The organism is Mycobacterium sp. SMC-4 (genome assembly GCF_050205565.1).
Classification (GTDB): Bacteria; Actinomycetota; Actinomycetes; order Mycobacteriales; family Mycobacteriaceae; genus Mycobacterium.
Genome location: NZ_JBNMQU010000009.1, coordinates 158,288 through 177,348, shown reverse-complemented (window position 1 = coordinate 177,348; position 19,061 = coordinate 158,288). Strand labels below are relative to the sequence as shown.

The following is a 19,061-nucleotide window of genomic DNA, read 5'->3' as shown; positions in this document are numbered from 1 at the left end:
CCGCACCGGTCGTGCCACCGGCAACGGCATATCCGTCAGCCGCCTCGCTGGGCGCGGCACACCATCACCGGAATCCTGCTGTGCTGCAGAAGGTTCAGGCTGGTCGACCCGAGCACGGTGCTGGCCAGCGCGTTCCGGCCGCGGGTGCCGACGACGACAAGCTGCGCATCACCGGACTGGTCGAGCACCGCTTGGGCTGCTCCACCTTCGGCGACGACGCAGTCCACGGCCACTCCCGGATGACGCTGAAGCAGCCGGTCGGTCTCGTCGACCAGCAGCGCCCGCTGCGCAGACGACAGCGACTCACGCAGCCCCTCGTCGACGCGGGCGGTGGGGATGCGCGTCGACCACGCCCGCACGGCCCGCACGCCGACGCCGAGCCGGTCGGCGATGTCGAACGCGGCCGTCAATGCCGCCGCACCCGACGGGCTGCCATCGGCGCCGACCACCACGGGCCGATCCGAGAGGGTGGGCCGGTCACCGCGCCACGACACCACCGGGCAGTGGGCGTGGGCACTGACTGTCAGCGTCGTCGAACCCAGCAACAGCACGGTTGCAGAGTCGATATCCTTGCCGCCCAACACGATCAGCCGGGCGTCACGGCTTGCCGCGGCCAGCACCTGATCGGCGGATTCACGGTGCGATGCGGTCGTCACCGACAGGTCCGGGAAGTCCGCGTGGACCGCGTCAGCGGCGTCTTTCAAGAAGATCGGCGCCATGTCGTCCTGGTAGGACATGATCGCTGCCCGCACCGCGGCCGTCACCTCGCTCAGCCCGCCGCCGAGCCCGACCATGGCGTGCACCATGTGCAGTGGGGCATCCATGCGGTCGGCCAGGGCGGCAGCCCATCGGGCCGCGCAGATCGCACGGTCGCTGCCGTCGACTCCGACGATCACCGCGCCGGTGTGCTGTGCCATCAGTCTCTCCTCGGGTGTGGCATCACACTGCCACGCAACAGATCTGGTGTGCCTCGGCAACCGAGTCGCCGAGGGGTCGTCCGGTGTCCAGTCGGTGCGCGCCTTCCCAGACGGCGTCGCGGTCGCCGGCCAGCGCGGCTGCGATGGCCGGGGTCGCGTCCGAGGTGGTGTCACGCCGGCTCGCGATGCGGGCTTCGGCTTCGGCCAGCGGAAGGGTGCACGCGAATTCCACGGTGGGACAGTGCATCTGCTCGGCAGCCTGACGGGCACGGCGTCGATGTTCTTCATCGCGCCAGGTGCCGTCGAGGATTACCGTCCGTCCGCGGCCCAGCAGTTCGGTGGCGCGGGCCAGGACCGCGTCGTAGACCTTCTCGATCTGCTCGGGACTGTACAGACCGGAGCGCAGTGTCCCGGCTTCTCCGCCGATGACACCGTCGCGTTGCAGGTCCCGCCGGACATCGTCGGTGGAGATCACCTCCGCCTGCAGATGCTCGGCCAGTCCGCGGGCCAGCGTGGTCTTGCCGGTGCCCGGACCGCCGCCGACCAGGATCAGCCGAACCGCGCCGGCCCGCAGATGCTCGGAGGCCAGCTCGAGGTGGCGGCGCGCGTCCTCGGCGGCCTCGTCGCGGCCCTGTCCGGCACGGATGCAGTCGGTCTTGGCGCGCACCACGGCCCGATAGGCGATGTAGAAGTCGATGAGCGCCGGCGGCGCCGGATCGTCGGCAGCGCTGCGGTAATGCTCCAGGAACGTCCGGGCGAGATCGGGACGGCCCAGGAACTCCAGATCCATCGCGAGGAACGCGGCATCGTCAATACCGTCGACATGGCGCAGGCCCGCGTCGAACTCGAGACAGTCGAGCAGCACAGGACCTTCGGGCCGGCAGAAGATGTCGTCGGCGAGCAGGTCGGCGTGACCATCGACGATGCGGCCCTGGGCGATCCGTTCGGCGAACAGCGCTTCCCGGCCGGCGATGAACTCCCCGGCGAGCCGTTCGACCTGGTCGACAACGTCGGCCGCGACCAGCGCCGGCGCGTAGCCGTGCAGTTCGACCAGGTTGTCGCGCCAGCGTTTGTCGACCGCGGCCACGGTAGCGGCGGCGTCGATGTCGGCGCGACGATCCGCGTCGGCGTGGAATCGCGCCAGGATCTCGGCGACGGCTCGCAGGTCGTCGTCGACGGGCACACCCTGACGGACGCGGGTGCTGAGTCGGTCGCGCTCGGCGTAACGGCGCATCACGATCACCGGTTCGTCCGCGTCACCGTCGACACCGGTCAGATGTGCCACCCCGAGGTAGGCCTGCGGCGAGAGCCTGCGGTTGAGCGCCACTTCCTGCGCACACGCTTGCTCCCGCAGTTCCACGCTGGAGAAGTCGAGAAAATCCGTGCGCACGGGCTTTTTGACCTTGTACGCCCGGTCCCCGACAAGGGTGACGATGCCGGTGTGCGTCTCGTGAATCAGCGGGACTGCCGGCGTGCAATCACCGGCCGAGTCGTCGGCGTTCATACCCCCATGCTGCCCGATGCGCTCAGGCCTCGCTGCGGCCCCTGGACCGCCCGACCCGGGACCAACGGCCCTACCGGGTGATCAGCCCAGCCGGACCGGCATCCGCGCCCACCCCCGCACGCTGGACGTGCGCGCTCGGCTCGCGTTGTCGTAATCGACCTCCCAGTCGGTCCAGCGTTTGAGAACCTCCTCGAAGGCCACGCGCGCTTCCAGTCGCGCCAGCGCCGAACCCAGGCAGAAATGAATCCCCTGACCGAAACTCAGGTGCCCCCCGGTGCGGTGGATGTCGAAGCGGTCCGGATCGGTGTACCGCGTGTCGTCGCGGTTGGCCGAGCCGTTGAGCAACAGCATGAAGGAGCCCTCGGTGACCGTCTGTCCGTAGAGCTCCACGTCGCGGGCCACATAGCGCGCCTGCACCGGCGACGGCGGCTCGAAGCGCAGTGTTTCCTCGACCGCCGACGGAATCAGGGACGTGTTGGCGGCGAGTTCGTGACGCTGGGTGGGATGGGTTCCGAGCAACTCCCCCATGAAGCCGATCAGGCGGGCTGTCGTTTCACCGCCGGCCCCCGCGATCATCGCCGTGTAGGCCAGCACCTCGGTGCGTTCGAGTTGCCTGCGCGTGCCGTCGGGTTCTTCGATCTCGGCGTTGAGCAGTTCGGTCATCAGGTCGTCGGACGGGTGCGTGGCCCGCCATTCGATGTACTCGGCGAACAACGCCAGCGACTCGGCGAACACCGTCGCACTGACGTCGCCGACATCGTCGCCCACCGTGATGTTCTGATCGGTACGCGCCCGGATCTGCTCCTGGCCCTCTTCGGGGATGCCCAACAGGTAGCCGATGGTGCGCATCGGCATGATCGCGCCGAGGTCGGTGACGAAGTCGAACCTGTCGCTGTCGACGAGCGGATCCAGTGCGCGGGAACAGAATCCGCGTACCAGTCCCTCCACCGCGAGCATTCGGCGGGGCGTGAACACCCGGGACAGCAGCCGCCGGTGCAGATCGTGCAACGGCGGATCCTCGAACAGCAGGATGCCCGGCGGCACCTCGATGCCGTTGAACAGGATGTCGGCGGTGGTGCCCTTGCCGGAGCGGTAGGTCTCCCAGTCCGGCAGCGCCTTGGCCACATCGTGGTACCGGCTCAGCGCATAGAAGCCGTACTTGTCGTTGTAGTACAGCGGAGCCTCTTCGCGCATGCGGCGCCATACCGGGTACGGATTGTCGTCGATCGCGAAATCATAGGGATCGTAATACAACTCGGCTTGATCTGTCGGCATGGTATGCACCCCTACCTCGGCTGGTTCTCGATGTGCGGGAAGAGTTGCTCCGACGGTCCCTCGGTGACGTACCCGCCGAGCTTGGTCGCCAGGTGCGGCGCGAACACCGCTCCGTACATCAGGTGCCCGACCACCACCATGGCCGCGATCGAGAGCAACGACGAGCCCAGCTTGCTCGACGACCGCTTGTCCGACCACACCTCGATGACGTTGCGGCCCTGCTCGTCGACTCGCCCGAGCAGATAGGTCAGCACCATCATCTGCAGCCCCATCGCGACCGCGTCATAGACGGGGTACTGGTACCTGCTGCCCTGGAACAGCGCCAGTCCGTCGATCACGTAGCCGTAGTAGAAGACGCCGAGACGGGGACCGAAGAATCCGTTGAACAGCAACGCCCAGACGAAGCCGACCAGGAAGCCGACGACCAGCAGTGTCTGCGGCCGGCGCCAACCGAATTTGGCGATCACCTTCCGGCCGAGGGCGGCACCGATCACCGCCGGAAGCACGAAGTAGGCGATGTAACCGATGGGCACCGCCGAGGGCAATCCACCGCCCCACGTCATGTTCAGCGGCCACCACGACGGCATCCGCGGAAGCTCGGGCGGAAACTGCGCGTAAACCGCCCAGTCATAGGGTGCCTCGATCCACGAGAACGAGATCGCCGAGATCGAGACCAGCAGCAGCGGATGCAGTCGACCACGCCGCAGGCTCAAGTAGACCCCGAATGCCAGGAACGCGATCCCGCCGATATAAGCGAAGGCCTGTCCGACGACCAGCGCCGTGGGCATCCCAGAATCCATCAGCCGGCCCGCCTGCCGCGCGACACAGGGTCGGTAGTCATTGCCTGCTCTCTGCTCTTCGCGCGAGCGCTCATCGCCGGGCCTCCGGGTCGAAATACAGCACCAGCCCGACGATCAGCACGGCCAGACCGAGCAGCGAGCCGATCATGATCAGCGCACCCACACCCTGCCCCTTTCCCTCTCGGACAACTTTTAATAGTGGACACTATTACAGCCTGGCCGGTCAAGACCCCGGCTATGGTGAAGTGCAGTGCCCCAGCGAAATTCGTCCCCCCGGCAGAACCACGTGCGTCGTCCCCGCGGCGAGGCGCGCCGCCTGCTGCTCGATGCCGCCCGGGACCTGTTCGCCCGCAAGGACTATCGCGCCACCACCACACGTGAGATCGCCGAGGCCGCCGGGGTCAGCGAGTACCTGCTGTTCCGCCATTTCGGCTCCAAGGCCGGCCTGTTCCGGGAAGCCCTGGTCACCCCGTTCACGACGTTTCTCGACGACTTCCGGGACACCTGGCGATCCGTGGTCCCCGAAGAGACCGACGAAGAGGACTTGTCCCGCCAGTTCGTCGGCCGGCTCTACGACGTGCTGGTCGACCACCGGGGCCTGGTGCTCACCCTGGTGACCGCGGACGGGCTCAGCGACGACGACCTCGAAGCCACCGGCATCGCAGATATCCGTCGAGCGCTGAGCGTGCTCGGCGAGATCAGCACCGAGGGAATGTTGCTGCGCGGCAAGCGGTCCCGTCAGCCCGACATGCCCGCGCAGTCGACGGTGGCGATGATCGTCGGCATGGTGGCGCTGCGCTCGACCTTCTTCGGCAGCACACCGCCGCCGCGGGAGGCGATCGTCGACGAACTCGTGCAGGCCATCCTGCACGGCTTCCTGCACCGTCCCGACTGAGGCGCCTATCCTCCCGGCCCGTTCGGCCACTTCAACAGGGATCCCGCATCCACCCGGATCTGCTGACCGGTGATGTATCGGCTGTCGTCGCTGGCCAGGAACACCCCGAGGTGGGCCATGTCCTCGGGCTCGATGTACGGGATCGGCATGGCCTGGAAGATGCTGAACAGCGGTTCGGCATCCTCCCGCGTCGGGGTCTTGCCCTCCATCTTCAGGTCGGGCCGGAACACCCCGTACATGCCCTCGTTCTGCAACAGATGGGTGTTGCAGTTGGTCGGATGGATCGCGTTGACCCGGATCATGCGCGGCGCCAGGTGCAAGCTCATCTCCTCGACGTACTCGATGACCACGCGCTTGCTCCAGCCGTAGCCGGCACCGCCCGGTCCCATGTCGGGGCTGGTGGTGGTGCCGCGGATCATTCCCGCGGTCGAACCGGTGACGATGATCGACGCCCCGTCGGGCAGATGCGGGATGGCCACCGCGACGGTGTTCATCACTCCCAGCAGGTCGACGTCGGTCGCGTCGACGAAACCCATGGGGTCGGGATCGCCCATCGCCATCGGCAGGATGCCCGCATTGGCGACGACGATGTCGATCTTGCCCAGATCGGCCACGCCCGCCTCGACCGCATCGCGCAGTTCGTGGCGCTCGCGCACGTCGGCGACCCGGGCCACCACCCGCCGCCCCAACTCCTTGACGCCGCGCTCGGTTTCGGCGAGGTCCTCCGGGGTGGCCAACGGGTACGGGTTGCTCGGGATGTCGCGGCAGATGTCGACGGCGATGATGTCGGCGCCTTCCCGCGCCATCGCGATCGCATGTGCACGCCCCTGTCCGCGGGCCGCGCCGGTGATGAAGGCAACCTTGCCTTCGAGCTTTCCTGTCATGTGGGCTCCTCGGATGACGACGGCTCAGGCGGCCGGTTTGAATTCGATGTGGAGTTCGGCGAGCCCGCGCATGATGAATGTCGGCTCGTAGCTGTAGCGGCGGTCTTCCGCGGGCCCGTGGTGCTCTTCGGAGATCGTGATGTCCGACATCCGGTCCAGGATCCGGTTCAGCGAGATCCGCCCCTCCGCGCGGGCCAGCGGGGCGCCCGGGCAGGAATGCACGCCCCGGATGAACGCGATCTGCTCGCGGACGTTCTGGCGGTCGGGTCGGAACTCGCTGGGCTCGGGGAACTTCCGGCTGTCGCGGTTGCATGCGCCCGGCAGCACCATGACGGTGGTTCCGGCCGGTATCTCGACGTCCCCGATCGACGTCGTGGTCCGCGCCATCCGGAAATGGGACTTGACCGGGCTTTCCATCCGCAGCGTCTCCTCGAGGAACGACGGGATCTTGCTCCGGTCGGCGCGCAGCATCGTCTCGAATCCGGGATTGTCAGCGATGAACCGCACCGCCGAGCTGACCAGCTTGGTCGTCGTCTCCGTCCCGGCCGCGAACAGGAACGTCGACAGGTTCATCACGTCTTCGATGTCGGGCGTCGAACCGTCCTCGTATTTCGCCTGTGCCAATTCGGTCAGCACATCCTCGCGCGGTGCCCGGCGGCGGTCCTCGATGTAGGCGTAGAACTTGTCGTTGAGCCACTGCAGCGGGTTGTGCGTCGTCGGCGCCTCCTTGCCCAGCTCGCCCACGGTTTCCAGCGCGAACGCCGCCTTGAACTCATCGTGGTCCTCGGCGGGCACACCCAGCAGGTCGGCGATCACCAACAGCGAGAAAGGCTTTGCGTAGTCGGCGAGGAACTCGGCATGCCCGCGGTCGACGAACGTGTCGAGCTGCTGATCGGCCAGCCGCCACATGAAGTCCTCGTTCTCCTTGAGACGCTTCGGTGTGATCAGCTTGTTCATCAGACCGCGCGTTCGGGTGTGCAGCGGCGGATCCTGCGAGGTGATGTGTTCGGCCATCGGCACCGCACCCCGGTGCTCTTCGATCAGGTTGGACACGTCGTCGGACTCGCCCGGTCCGAACGGCATGCCCGAGAACGGGCCCGCCACCGAGTTGCACGACGAGAACTCCGGGTTCTTGTAGACCGACAGCGCCTCCTCATAGCCGGTGACGACCATGATGTTGAACGGGGTCGCCTGGGCCACGGGGCATTTCGAACGCAGGTAGTCGAAGTACGGGTACGGGTCGGGCACCAACGACTCGTCGGTGAAATAGTCGACGGTCTCGTAGTCGTGTGTGTTCCTCACGCAGGACTCCTCGGGGGATCGAACAGAACGGGAAGCGACGTGGGTGACCGGAACACCTGGCCGCGGATGTGCGGATCGTCGCCATCAGGGTCCAGCCGCAGGTTCGGCAACCGGTCGAGCAGCAGGTTGACCGCGGTGCGCATCTCCAACCGGGCCAAGTGCATTCCCAGGCACACGTGCACCCCGTGGCCCCAGCCGAGATTCGATTTGGGTGTGCGGAAGATGTCGAAGGTGTCCGGATCCGGGTAACGGTCCTCCTGGCGGTTGGCGGCGCCGAGCATCGGCATCACCGTGGCACCCGCCGGGATGGCCACTCCGCCCAGTTCGGTGTCACGTGTCGCGACGCGGGTGATCGTCAACAGGGGCGACTCCCACCGCACGGCTTCCTCGATCGCCTGCGGCAGCAGCGATCGGTCGGCCCGGATCGCGTCCAGTTGCGCCGGGTCGGACAACAGAGCGAACAGCAGACTGCCCAGCGAACGGTAGGTCGTCTCGACGCCTGCCGGCAGCAGGAGGCGCAGGAACGAGTAGATCTCCTCGTCTTCGAGCTTGCTTCCGTCGATCTCGGCCGCGGCGAGCGCGCTGATGAGATCCTCGCGGGGCTGCGCGCGGCGGGCTTCGAGGATCGGGGCGAAGTAGTCACACAAGGCCGCCGATGCGGCAATGCCGCGCTGGGGGTTCATCAACCAGCTCAGCAGCGAGATCGACCACCGCTGAAACTGGGGGTAGTCCTCTTCGGGTAGACCCAGCAGACCCGCGATGATCTGGCTCGGGTAGTCGAACGTGAAATCCTTGACGAGGTCCGCTCGACCTTTGTCGGCGAACTTGTCGATCAGGTCGCCGGCCACTCTCCCGACGAGCTCGTTCTCCCAGCGGGCCAATGCTTTCTGTGTGAACGCCTTCTGCACCAGCGCACGCAGCCGGCCGTGGACCGGCTCGTCCATGCCGAGCATCACCCGCTCACCGAGCACCGGACCGAAGGCCGCGATGACGCTCGACGACGAGAACGTCTCGTTGTCGCGCAGCATCTGCTGGATTTCCTCGTGCCGGTACACGATGAACATCGGCAAGGATTCCTCGTGCGGCAGCGCGGCCGAAGTCTCGAGCCGCTGGACCGGCTGCTCGCGCCGGAGTCGCGCCAGCTCGGTGTACGGGTCGCGCACGTCACCGGAGATGGCGTCGTCGAACGAGCCGAAGTCCTCGAGGTCATCGAATAACTGGGACAAAGCTTCCTCCTGGGGCCGAGGCTCATTGCGCCGGGTAGGCGACCGATTTGACTTCGGTGTACTGGCTGAAGCCGACGATGCCGTTCTGCCGGCCCACGCCGCTCTCCTTGTATCCGCCGAAGGGGGTGTCGGCTCCATAACCCGCGGTCCCGTTGAGTCCGATGAAGCCGGCCCGGAGCCGTCGAGCGACGGCGAGGGATCGTTCCAGCGAGCCCGACGCCACGTTGCCGGCCAGTCCATAGACGCTGTCGTTCGCGATACGGACGGCGTCGTCTTCGTCCTCATAGGGAATCACCGCCAGTACCGGCCCGAAGATCTCTTCCTGCGCGATGGTCATCGTGTTGTCGACATCGGTGAAAAGCGTTGGGCTGACCCAGAAACCCTTCTCGTACAGGCCGGCCCCCGTAGGCGGCTCGGCGCTGCCGACCAGTAGCGTCGCGCCGTCCTCGACGCCCTTGCCGATGTAGCCCAGGATGCGGGCCTGCTGCTTGGCCGAGATCACCGGACCGCACAGGGTGGCCGGATCCTGGGGGTCGCCGGCGACGATGTTCTCGTAGATCGCTTTCAGAATCGCCACACCCTCGTCGTAGCGCGACCGGGGCAACAACATCCGGGTGGGCGCGGCGCACCCTTGGCCGGCGTGCATCAGCGGCCCGATCCCCATGAGGCATGCGGTGTTGAAGTCGGCGTCGTCGAGCACGATGGTCGCCGACTTCCCACCGAGTTCGAGGAACAGCCGCTTCATGGTGGCTGCCCCCTTCTCCATGATCCGCTTGCCGACCCCGGTGGAGCCGGTGAACGAGATCATGTCGACCTTCGGTGACAGCGTCAGCTCTTCGCCGACGAGGTGATCCGATGAGGTGACCACATTGACGACACCGGGCGGAATGTCGGTCTTCTCGGCGATCAGCCGGCCGAGCCGGGTGGCATTGAACGGGGTATCGGGTGCGGGTTTGAGGACCACGGTGTTGCCTGCGGCCAGAGCCTGTCCGAGTTTGTTGATGCTGACTTCGAACGGGAAGTTCCACGGGACGATCGCGCCCACGACACCGACCGGTTCGTGCCACACCTTGCGGGTGGTGTTGACTCCGGTCACCGAGACGACGGTGTCGCCGAGATCGGTCTCCCAGGGAAAGGAGTCGATCAGGCGTGCGGGGTAGCGCAACCCGTCGGCCAACGGCGCATCCAGCTGCGGGCCATGGGTCACGGCACGCGGAGCCCCCACCTCGCGGATGAGTTCTTCGCGCAGCTCTTCTTTTTCGGACTCGATGGCGTCGTGCAGCTGCAGCAGACAGCGCTTGCGCAGGTCGCGGTTGGTCGACCAGTCGGTCTCGTCGAAGGCGGTCCGCGCCGCGTCGATGGCCCGCCGCATGTCGGCCGGCGACGCATCAGCGACGTCCCCGAGAACTTCCTCGGTCGCAGGGTTGATGTTGGAGAACGTCCCGGTTTGACCATCGATGAGTTTGCCGTCGATGAGCATTCGGGATTCGTGGGGACGCGACTCAGCCATCGGCGTTCTCCGGTGCGCACTTTCCCACCCCGGGGGCCGGCGGTTCGACGTCCGGTCGACCGTCGGGCAGGCCGCTCTGCCAGGTGGCCCATTTACCCACCGAGAACGGTCCCTGTGCCCCCTCCTTCTCGTAATAGCCCTGCGGGTCATAGACTTTGGCTTCCGGGTAAGGCCACGGGCACGCCACTGCGGTGGCCAGCCCGCTCGCCTTGATGGCTGCGAACCAGCCGCCGTAGGCGAAATACGCCACGTTGATGATGAAGAACATCACCAGGAACGTGCCGAGAACGGGCTTGTTCGGGAACAGTTTCGCTCGTGCGGCGAGTTTCTCGGCGACGGACCTGCCGGTGTCGTCGCGGTAGCACAGCACCGCCGCGGGCACCATCACGAACGTGACCGCCAGGGACTCCCAGATCAGGGGAAACTGAAATGTGGTGCCCGGGAACAGGGTTCCGAACGGGATGGCCTGGGAGTAGATGTACAGCCCGGTGCGTACCAGGCTCACTTCCAGGATGGCGTCGAAGATGAATCCGATGACCAAGGTGATGGATCCGAGGCTGATCAGGGGGTGCCGCGAGACGAAGGCGGTGGGACCGCGCTTGGCCTGCAGCTTGCGCAATAGCCAGATCGCCGGGAAGAACGGGGCGAAGTAGAAGGCGACGTAACCGAACACGATGAACGGCTCGACCGTCGGGGACAGCATGATCAGCGGCCAGTTCTCCGGCCAGTGGATCAATTCGGGGTTGTAGACGGCGAACGGCGCCCAGTTCATGATGGGGTCCTGCCAGACGATCAGCGTCGTGCACAGGAACATCAGCATGATCGGGCTGCCCGGGTCTCGACGCCACCCGCGCACGAAGATCACGACCAGCACGACCAGCAGGATCACCGTGCCGATCTGGTGCACCCACAGCCAACCGTCCCAGCCGAACAGGAACTCCACCGGTCGCGGGCGGCCCTCGACGTTCGGGTTGGCGACCCGCGGATGGACTTCCGTGCGCGCGAACGCGGTGAACAGGCTGAAGAACGCCAACAGTGCGAACGCGGAGATCCACCGACCCCAGTTCGGGCCTTTACGCGACGTCTTGGTCTCGGTGTCGGTCACTGTCGCCGAGGCCAGCGGTGCGCGTTCTGTGGTCACGAGGCTTCCTCTCCGAAGCGGTCGACCAGATGAGAGTTCACGCCGTCGGTGTCGAGCGTGCGCGCCACCAGATAGCCCGCCCCCATCCACGCCCGTCGGGTCCATTTTCCGAACGACACCCGGGTGCCCGGGGCACCCGACGCGGCGGGCATCATCTTGACGCGTTCGAGAGCTTCTTTGACGCCGCGCGGACTCAACGGGTGCGCATCGGTGAAGGCCCGCACCAACGTGGCGGCCACGTCGTGGTTGACGACCGACACGCAGTACTCCGGGCGGCTGCCGTCGTATCGCTTGGCATACCGGTCGAGCCACGCCTGTCCGACCTTGTTGCCTTCGTCGTACTGGTCGACACCGACCCATCCCAGAAACGCGTTCCACATGATCGGGTTGACCCATGCGTTCTGGAACGCGGTGGTGGTGAAGCGCGGCGGATTCCAGTCGACCGCTTCGAGCGCCGGGTTGATGAACACGATGCCGAAGCCGAAGCCCAGGTGGACGATGGCCTCGGCCTTCGCTTCGTGCAGTGAGCGCACGGCGTCGTTGATGTCCTGCGCGGTCTGGGCGATCGCCGCCTCGGCGACGATACGGATTCCCTTGCGGGCCGCGGCGCTTCGCAGGTTCCGTAGGTAACTCTCCCCGATCAGGCTCTGCTCCATCAAGACGCCGATCTCGGTGAGGCCGCGCTTGGCCACCAGGTCGATCAGGAAGATCGGCTCGTCGGTCATCGACCCCTGCGGGAACGCGAACGTCCACTCGCCGAGCCAGTCATCGGTGCCGGTGACGCTGATCGCCGGCACCTTGAAGCGTTCCTCGATGGCTTCCCGCAGTGGCACGCAGTTGTCGGTGATGTTCGGCCCGAACACCACCAGGCACCCTTCGTCGACAAGCTCGCCGTACGCATCGATCACGGCTTTGACCGATCCTTTCGGCAGACCTTCGACCTCGCGGTAGATCATCTGCACGGGTCGGTCCATCAGCCGCTGTTCGACTGCTTCTTCGAAAACCAGATCGAAGGTCTGGGTGAACGAGGCCCGCAGCTCCTCCGGGAATCCGGGGGGCAGTGTGAAGTCCATCAGGTAGCCGACCTTGATGGGCTCAGCGGTGCTCTCGTACGACATGTGACCTCCAGGACGCGGCGCCGACCCCGGCGGCCACCTACCGACCTAATATTTGTTCAGACACTAACGGTGCTGCACCGCAGCGTCAATCATTCACCACCGATTCTCCGAGGTAGACGTTGATCAGCTCGCGAAGTCCGCGGCCGACCGACACGTCGTCGGTCAGCGGTCCGGCGACGGCGACTTCGGCGGCCACCGCGATGGGCAGGCCCTCGGCGATCAGCCGTCCGGCAGCGATCAGCACCCTGGTGGACGCCACTTCCCGAAGCCCCCCGGTCTCCAGACGTCGGATCGCCTGCCCGAACCGCACCAGTTCGGCAGCGGTGTCGAGGTCGACGCCGGCCTCGTGCGCGATGATCCCCTGCTCCACCTCCGGAGCCGGGAAACCGAACTCGATGGCGATCATGCGCTGGCGGGTCGAGTCCTTCAGATCTTTGAGCACGCTCTGGTAACCCGGGTTGTAGGACATCACGAGCCCGAACCCGGGCGCCGCGTCCAGCGTGACGCCGAGACGCTCGATGGGAAGCTGCCGCCGGTAGTCGGCGAGGGGATGCAGGACCACCGTGGTGTCCTGGCGAGCTTCGACGACCTCGTCGAGGTAGCAGATCGCTCCCTCACGTACCGCACGCGTCAATGGTCCGTCCACCCAGACGGTTTCGTCTCCACGCAGCAGGTAACGCCCGACCAGGTCGGCGGTGGTGAGATCGTCATGGCAGGCGACGGTGATCAGCGGCCGTCCGAGATCGTGGGCCATGGCCTCCACGAAACGGGTCTTCCCGCATCCGGTCGGCCCCTTCAGCACGATGGACAAGCCCTGCCGGTACGCGGCCTTGAACACCGTCTCCTCGTTGCCGACCGGCGTGTAGTACGGGCGCGTCTGGTCGGTGCGCGGGGCCGTGCCGTTGTTGTGCGTGAGCCCGGATTCGATGGTCATCGACACACCTTTCGTCGTGTTCGACCGTTGCCGTGTCGCCCGAGCGTAGCGCGGAACAGATGTTTGTTTCAAGAACTCGCGCGGATTGTCTGCCGGTACCCGGTGTGATCGGAAAACCGTTCGTCGGCTTACGTTTAACGAGAACCGCTGAGGTCACGACACCCGGCGTCGGACCTCCGCAGAGCGCACTGCCGATCGGAACATCGGGCCGATGACACCGGCGAGTTGGTCGGGTCCGAACACCGTTGCGTGCGCGGCGCTGCCGAACACCCGGCGCAGGGCGACGGTGTCGGTACTGGCACCGATCGTCAGACACACGCAGCCGACTCCTCTGCGGCGCGCCTCGGTCAACGCACGCCGGGCGTCCGCAGCGCCGTACGCCCGCTCGTAGCCGTGGTCATAGGCCAGGCCGTCGGAGAGCACCACCAGCAGTCGCCGGGAGGTGCCGCCCCGATCCTCCAACACCGCCGACCCGTGCCGGATCGCAGCGCCCAGACGCGAATACGCGCCGGGTTCCAAGCTGTTCAGGCGCCTGATGATGGTCGCGTCGAGATGCTCGTCGAACCGTTTGACCGGGACCATGGTCACCGCCGCACGCCCTTGCGAGTAGTACGCGTACAGCGACACCCGGTCCCCGAGGTCGTGTAGTGCCGTCATCAGATGCGCGACTGCGGTGCGCTGCTGCTGATGCACCGTCCGCCCGACCGTCCCCGGTTCGGCGGTCGATCCGGACACGTCCAGCAGCAGCAACACCGACAGGTCGCGCCGCCGCCGCAGACTGTCGAGATAGACGGCCTCGTCGGGCACCGACCCGGCCCGCACCTCCACGCGCGCCTCGAGGGCGGCGTCGATGTCGATGTCGTCCCCCTGCGGTTGCCGGTGACGACGGTGCAGGCCCATGCCCAGGCGTGCCAACGGTCGGCGCACGCTGATCGCGTCCTCGATCTGCTGCGTGGCGTTCGCCTTGATCTCGGGGTCGACTTCGCGCACCGTGCACCAGTCGAGGCGGTACGTCCTGCGCTCGGCGTTCCACTCCGGGTACTTCCAGCCCTCGGTTTTGACGTCGACGACCTCCTCAGAGCTCACCGACGCCAGCGAGGACACCGCATGCCGTCCCCGCGTGGTCGAGTTGGTCCGGTGGGTCGGCGAGTCCGCGCCGGGCGGGCCGGAGCCGTTGCCGCCCGTCTTACGTGCCGAGGACAGCAGTTTCTTCAGCCACTTGCCGATGGCTCCGCCTCCGCCCACCGGGCTGGAGAAGAGGTCCGGATCATCGGTGTCGTCGACGTTGTCCTCGTCGAGCTCTTCCAGCGCGCGGCTCTCGGCGCGTCGAGGAACGTGCGCCGCGGCTTGCTGATCGGCCTGCTTGGCCGCCGCGGCAGCGGCCGCGAGGATCTTCTTCGGCTCGATCGCACCGAAGCCGGCCGGAGCCGTCGACACCGCGCCCGCCCTGGCCATGCGCAGCGAGGCCGCCGCCGAATCGCTGCGTCCCGCGATCTCACGGTCTGCCATCGCGGCCAGGCTCCTGGGCAGCAGCGCCTCGTTGACCAGCAGAGCCCGATGCCCCTCGACGGCGAGGTAGCCCTGCGCCAGTCGCCGGTGCCGCACCAGCGACCCGATCACCTCGGGCGCCAAGCTGCCGGCGGCGATCAGCGATGCCTGTACCGCCACCGCCTCGACCTGCGCGTGGCGACTTGCCGAGGGGTCGACGAACACCGTCTGACCGTCGGTCCACGACGGCATCCCTGAACCTGTCGCATCCACCCCCACCGGACGGCCGGCCAGTGCGGACGCCAGCAGGCCCAGCCCGCGGAACCGGTCGTCACCGTCGCCTTCCGACACTCCGCACCCCTTCCACCGACGCAATGTTGACCAAATATCTGTTCCACCGTAGAGTCCGACCATACGGGAGTCAACGAACGTGGCGGCCGCAAAGCGACAAAAGTCCAGGGACACAACATGATCGATTTCGCCGGGCAGGTCGCCGTCGTCACCGGTGCGGGTCGGGGCCTGGGGCGGCTGTACGCGCTCGACCTGGCCCGCCGCGGCGCAGCAGTCGTGGTCAACGACGTCGGCGGCACCATGGGCGGCGTCGGTAGCGACACCAGCATCGCCGAGAAAGTGGCAGAGGAGATCCGGCGCAACGGTGGATCGGCGACCGCGTCCTGCGCTTCGGTCGACAGCGCCGAAGGCGGCCAGGCGATCGTGGATCAGGCGGTCGCGGACTTCGGCCGTCTCGACGTGGTGGTCAGCAACGCCGGCATCTTCAACAGCATTCCGTTCGAGCACCTCGCCGCGCAGGACTGGCGCCGGATGCTGCAAGTACATCTCGACGGCGGGTTCTATCTGAGCCAACCGGCCTACCGGGTGATGATGAAACAGCGCTACGGCAGATTCGTCTTCATCTCGTCTTCGGCCGGCAATTTCGGACAGCCGCTGGAGGCGCACTACGCGGCGGCGAAAACGGGGCTGGTCGGCCTGTCGAATGTCCTTGCGATCGAAGGTGCGGCGCACGGAATCGTGTCGAACACCGTGCTGCCCACCGGTCTTTCGCGAATGGTCACCGAGACGGTCGGTGACGAGAGGTTTCTGGCCGAGTCCGGGTTCCTGCAGGCCATCAGGCCCGAACTCGTCGTACCGTTGGTCACATATCTGGCAAGCAGCAAGTGCACTGTCACCCATCGCAACTACTCGGCGTGCGCGGGTCGCTACGCTCGCGTCTTCACCGGCCTCGGGCACGGCTGGCTGGCAGACCCCGACCACTGCCCTGTTGCCGAGGACATCGAGCAACAATTCGAACTCGTGTCGTCGACCGACGGTTTCATCGTGCCCGATTCGATCGTCGACGAAGTACTGCAGGTGTGTGAGCGTCGCGGGATCAGCGCAATGCCCGACGACGCCGCAGTCGCGTTCCCGGAACCGCGGGGCTGAGCATGGGACACCGCCGGCCACCACACTGCTGCGAGACAGCCGAGGGACCGGCAGTCGGTAGGATCGGCTCGCAACCCGTGTCGGGACCGACGAAGGAGGACCGTTAGCGATGGTTCCCGCCGATGCCGCCGGGCGCAAACCCAACCGCGGTCGTCGCGCGACCAAGAACAGCAACGCCGGCGCGAAGTTGGCGGCGGTCGCAGATTCCCCGACCACCGACCGGACCCGGCGCGCCGAGATCCTCAAGACCGCGAACTCCGTGATCGCCAGCACCGGGCTGCGTAGCTCGCTGCAGCAGATCGCCGACGCCGCAGGGATTCTCGCCGGCAGTCTCTACCATCACTTCGAGTCCAAAGAGGCCATTCTCGTCGAGTTGATCCGGCTGTACCACGCGGACCTCGACCGCATCGGGGAGATCGCGTTGCAGCGATTGGACGCGCCGGACCCAGCGCCTGTCGCCGAACAGATCGCCGAGCTGGGTTGCGCCATCGCGCGGTGCGCCGTCGAGCACCGCGCCGCGCTGCAGATGTCGTTCTATGAGGGGCCGAGCAACGATCCGGAACTCATCGAGCTGACCTCGCGCCAACCGACGACCATCCAGACGGCCATGCTGCACGCATTGCGCGCGGGCCGCTGGAGCGGCGAGATCCGTTCCGACGTCGACCTGCCCACGCTGGCCGACCGGCTGTGTCAGAGCATGCTGCACGTGGGCCTGGATGTGATCCGGCACAAGGCCCGCACCGACGACCTGGCCCGACTCAAGTGCCGCATCGCGCTACAGGGGCTGGCTTCCGACCCGCCGTCCGACGCGGATCTGGATGCCTCGGCCGCCTTCGCGGCCGCGGACTCGATCATCAACAGCTGGGTCGACGACGAAGACGACACCGATCTGAAGGTCGCCCATCTGCGCGCTGTGGCCCGCGCCGAGTTCGGGCGCCGCGGATATGAGATGACCACGATCCGTGACATCGCCTCGGCCGCGGGGCTGGGTACCGGCACCGTGTACCGCCTCATCGGCTCGAAGGACGAGTTGTTGATGTCGATCATGTTGGAGTTCGGCCGCAAGGTCGGTGGCGCCTGGTCGGAGATCGTGCGTACCGACTCCACGACAGCACAGAAGCTGGATGCACTGAGCTGGCTGAACATCAACGCCCTCGATCAGTTCCCCGACGAGTTCCGCATCCAACTGGCGTGGCTGCGACACTCTCCCCCGGACTCGGCGAATCCGGCGTGGTCGTTCACCACTCGAATTCGTCAGATGAAAGCGCTTCTGTCCGAGGGGATCAAGGCCGGCGAGATACACATCGAGAGCCCCACCGCAGACATGCTGGCACGCTGCATCATCGGTGAGCAGTGGATCCCGGAGAACATTCTGCAACAGGTGGGCACTCGCAACGCGCTGGTCTTGGCGCGGGACACCGTGTTACGGGGAGTTGCGGTCCGCGGTCGTTGATGGCAACACCTCATTCGGCGCCGTCCGCAACGCGCCGAACCCCGGGATTCCCATCATCAACCGCACCGCGTGATGCAGCGCCGACGGCGGAAGCAGGCGGCTGGCGATCATGAGCATGCGCGCGTCCGGTCCGACCGCGCGCCGGTCGAAGGGCTTCTTCGACTGCAACGCCTTCTCCAGCCCCTCCGCGAACGCCTCCGGCGAGCGGGCGGCATACCGCATGGCGGCCCGTCCTCTGCGGTCCATCGTCTGGTGGTGCCGGGCGTACGGACCGTCGAGCACCCGGCAGTCCGTTGTCCCGGCGTCGGTGATGATGTCGGTGTCGTAGGTCCCGGTGACCAGCACGCTCACACCGATACCGAACGAGGCGATCTCGCCGGCCATCGACTCGCCCCACCGTTCGAGCGCGCCCTTCACCGCGGAGTACGGCGCGGTCGCCGGCATCCCGCGCACTCCCCCCTGGCTCGACACCAACACGATCCGGCCGCGGCCCGCCGCCCGCATCGACGGCAGCAGCGCCTTCGTCAATCCGACCGGACCGAACACATTCGTGGCGAACATCCTCTCCCACAGCGACACCGGGCTTTCCTCGACCATCCCGGCCGCCGAGATCCCGGCGTTGTGGACCACACCGTAGGGCGCCCCGACCGCGCGCTCGATATCGGCGGCGGCGGTGGCGATCGATTCTGCGTCGGTCAGGTCGAGGCGCACCCCGACAAGCCGTTTGTCGCCGGCGGTGGCACCGGTCGCGTCTCGCAGCCGTGCCATGCCTTCGTCGACGGATCGCATCGCCGCGACGACGGTCCAGCCGGCCCGGTAGAGATGCGCGGAAGATGCGAAGCCCAGCCCTCGCGACGCCCCGGTGATCACCACAGAGCGCGGCGCGGAGGTTTCGTATGACATCAGGCCTCCCAGCCTCGACGGCGCCGACGCCCGCGAAGGCCAGGCAACCTAATCTTTGTTCAGCGACTCTAGTGAGAGTTTCCGACCGACGTCAATGCCACCGGCACTCAGGAAGCGTTGCGGCGGAGAAACATTGATCGGGGGCGGCCGATCTCGCATCCGCCGAAGGACCCCACGCCCGGGTGATCCACTCCGGAAGAGGCGGTAGCTGGTAGCGTGAGGCCGACATCGGGTCGCTCGATTCGCCGCCAGATCGTGCCCTGTCAGCGGA

16 protein-coding genes are annotated in these 19,061 nt (G+C 66.7%); 3 read left to right on the top strand and 13 right to left on the bottom strand.

From position 1 onward, the window contains the following. Positions 1–35 precede the first annotated feature (35 nt). From ACQI46_RS17265 to ACQI46_RS17250, 4 genes are all read right to left on the bottom strand, one after another. A complete protein-coding gene (locus ACQI46_RS17265) occupies positions 36–917 on the bottom strand; it encodes a universal stress protein (RefSeq protein WP_427095240.1) in 882 nt (293 codons plus the stop codon). Positions 918–939: 22 nt separating this feature from the next. Then, positions 940–2,421 carry an AAA family ATPase gene (locus ACQI46_RS17260; RefSeq protein ID WP_427095239.1) on the bottom strand — a complete coding sequence of 494 codons (1,482 nt, stop codon included), beginning with the start codon at positions 2,419–2,421 and terminating at the stop codon, positions 940–942. An 81-nt stretch (positions 2,422–2,502) separates the two neighbouring features. Further along, positions 2,503–3,696 (bottom strand): cytochrome P450, encoded by a 1,194-nt coding sequence (locus ACQI46_RS17255; RefSeq protein ID WP_427095238.1) that lies wholly within the window; start codon positions 3,694–3,696, stop codon positions 2,503–2,505. A gap of 11 nt (positions 3,697–3,707) precedes the next feature. Next, positions 3,708–4,484 carry a spirocyclase AveC family protein gene (locus ACQI46_RS17250; RefSeq protein WP_427095237.1) on the bottom strand — a complete coding sequence of 259 codons (777 nt, stop codon included), beginning with the start codon at positions 4,482–4,484 and terminating at the stop codon, positions 3,708–3,710. Positions 4,485–4,746: 262 nt separating this feature from the next. On the opposite strand from ACQI46_RS17250, the gene ACQI46_RS17245 reads away from it, so the two are divergent. Further along, complete coding sequence (locus tag ACQI46_RS17245; RefSeq protein ID WP_427095236.1) at positions 4,747–5,391, top strand: TetR/AcrR family transcriptional regulator; 645 nt, start codon at positions 4,747–4,749, stop codon at positions 5,389–5,391. A gap of 5 nt (positions 5,392–5,396) precedes the next feature. Here the strand turns inward: ACQI46_RS17245 and ACQI46_RS17240 are convergent, their stop codons facing one another. The 8 genes from ACQI46_RS17240 to ACQI46_RS17205 all read right to left on the bottom strand — a co-directional run bounded on the left by ACQI46_RS17240 (position 5,397) and on the right by ACQI46_RS17205 (position 15,345). Next, positions 5,397–6,275: a mycofactocin-coupled SDR family oxidoreductase gene (locus ACQI46_RS17240; protein ID WP_427095235.1), complete on the bottom strand. Its 879-nt coding sequence runs from the start codon at positions 6,273–6,275 to the stop codon at positions 5,397–5,399. Between the two features lie 24 nt (positions 6,276–6,299). Next, positions 6,300–7,577, bottom strand: a complete 1,278-nt coding sequence (locus ACQI46_RS17235; protein ID WP_427095234.1) for a cytochrome P450 — start codon at positions 7,575–7,577, stop codon at positions 6,300–6,302. Beyond that, positions 7,574–8,803: a cytochrome P450 gene (locus ACQI46_RS17230; RefSeq protein WP_427095233.1), complete on the bottom strand. Its 1,230-nt coding sequence runs from the start codon at positions 8,801–8,803 to the stop codon at positions 7,574–7,576. The genes ACQI46_RS17235 and ACQI46_RS17230 overlap by 4 nt, the downstream gene beginning before the upstream one ends. A 22-nt stretch (positions 8,804–8,825) precedes the next feature. After that, positions 8,826–10,313, bottom strand: coding sequence for an aldehyde dehydrogenase family protein (locus tag ACQI46_RS17225; protein ID WP_427095232.1), 1,488 nt, complete (start codon positions 10,311–10,313; stop codon positions 8,826–8,828). Beyond that, complete coding sequence (locus ACQI46_RS17220; RefSeq protein ID WP_427095231.1) at positions 10,306–11,454, bottom strand: spirocyclase AveC family protein; 1,149 nt, start codon at positions 11,452–11,454, stop codon at positions 10,306–10,308. Before ACQI46_RS17220 ends, ACQI46_RS17225 begins: the two co-directional genes overlap by 8 nt. Further along, positions 11,451–12,572, bottom strand: coding sequence for an ABC transporter substrate-binding protein (locus tag ACQI46_RS17215; protein ID WP_427095230.1), 1,122 nt, complete (start codon positions 12,570–12,572; stop codon positions 11,451–11,453). Before ACQI46_RS17215 ends, ACQI46_RS17220 begins: the two co-directional genes overlap by 4 nt. Positions 12,573–12,657: 85 nt before the next feature. Beyond that, positions 12,658–13,506 carry a CbbQ/NirQ/NorQ/GpvN family protein gene (locus ACQI46_RS17210; RefSeq protein ID WP_427095229.1) on the bottom strand — a complete coding sequence of 283 codons (849 nt, stop codon included), beginning with the start codon at positions 13,504–13,506 and terminating at the stop codon, positions 12,658–12,660. Positions 13,507–13,659: 153 nt separating this feature from the next. Continuing rightward, positions 13,660–15,345: a nitric oxide reductase activation protein NorD gene (locus ACQI46_RS17205; RefSeq protein WP_427095228.1), complete on the bottom strand. Its 1,686-nt coding sequence runs from the start codon at positions 15,343–15,345 to the stop codon at positions 13,660–13,662. Between the two features lie 117 nt (positions 15,346–15,462). Here ACQI46_RS17205 and ACQI46_RS17200 point away from each other — a divergent pair, with 117 nt between their 5' ends. After that, positions 15,463–16,434, top strand: a complete 972-nt coding sequence (locus ACQI46_RS17200) for an SDR family NAD(P)-dependent oxidoreductase (RefSeq protein ID WP_427095227.1) — start codon at positions 15,463–15,465, stop codon at positions 16,432–16,434. Positions 16,435–16,543: 109 nt separating this feature from the next. Then, positions 16,544–17,887: a TetR/AcrR family transcriptional regulator gene (locus ACQI46_RS17195; RefSeq protein WP_427095226.1), complete on the top strand. Its 1,344-nt coding sequence runs from the start codon at positions 16,544–16,546 to the stop codon at positions 17,885–17,887. On the opposite strand, the gene ACQI46_RS17190 is transcribed toward ACQI46_RS17195, so the two are convergent. Continuing rightward, positions 17,858–18,790 carry an SDR family oxidoreductase gene (locus ACQI46_RS17190; protein ID WP_427095225.1) on the bottom strand — a complete coding sequence of 311 codons (933 nt, stop codon included), beginning with the start codon at positions 18,788–18,790 and terminating at the stop codon, positions 17,858–17,860. The two genes, ACQI46_RS17195 and ACQI46_RS17190, sit on opposite strands and share 30 nt — an antisense overlap. Positions 18,791–19,061 lie beyond the last annotated feature (271 nt).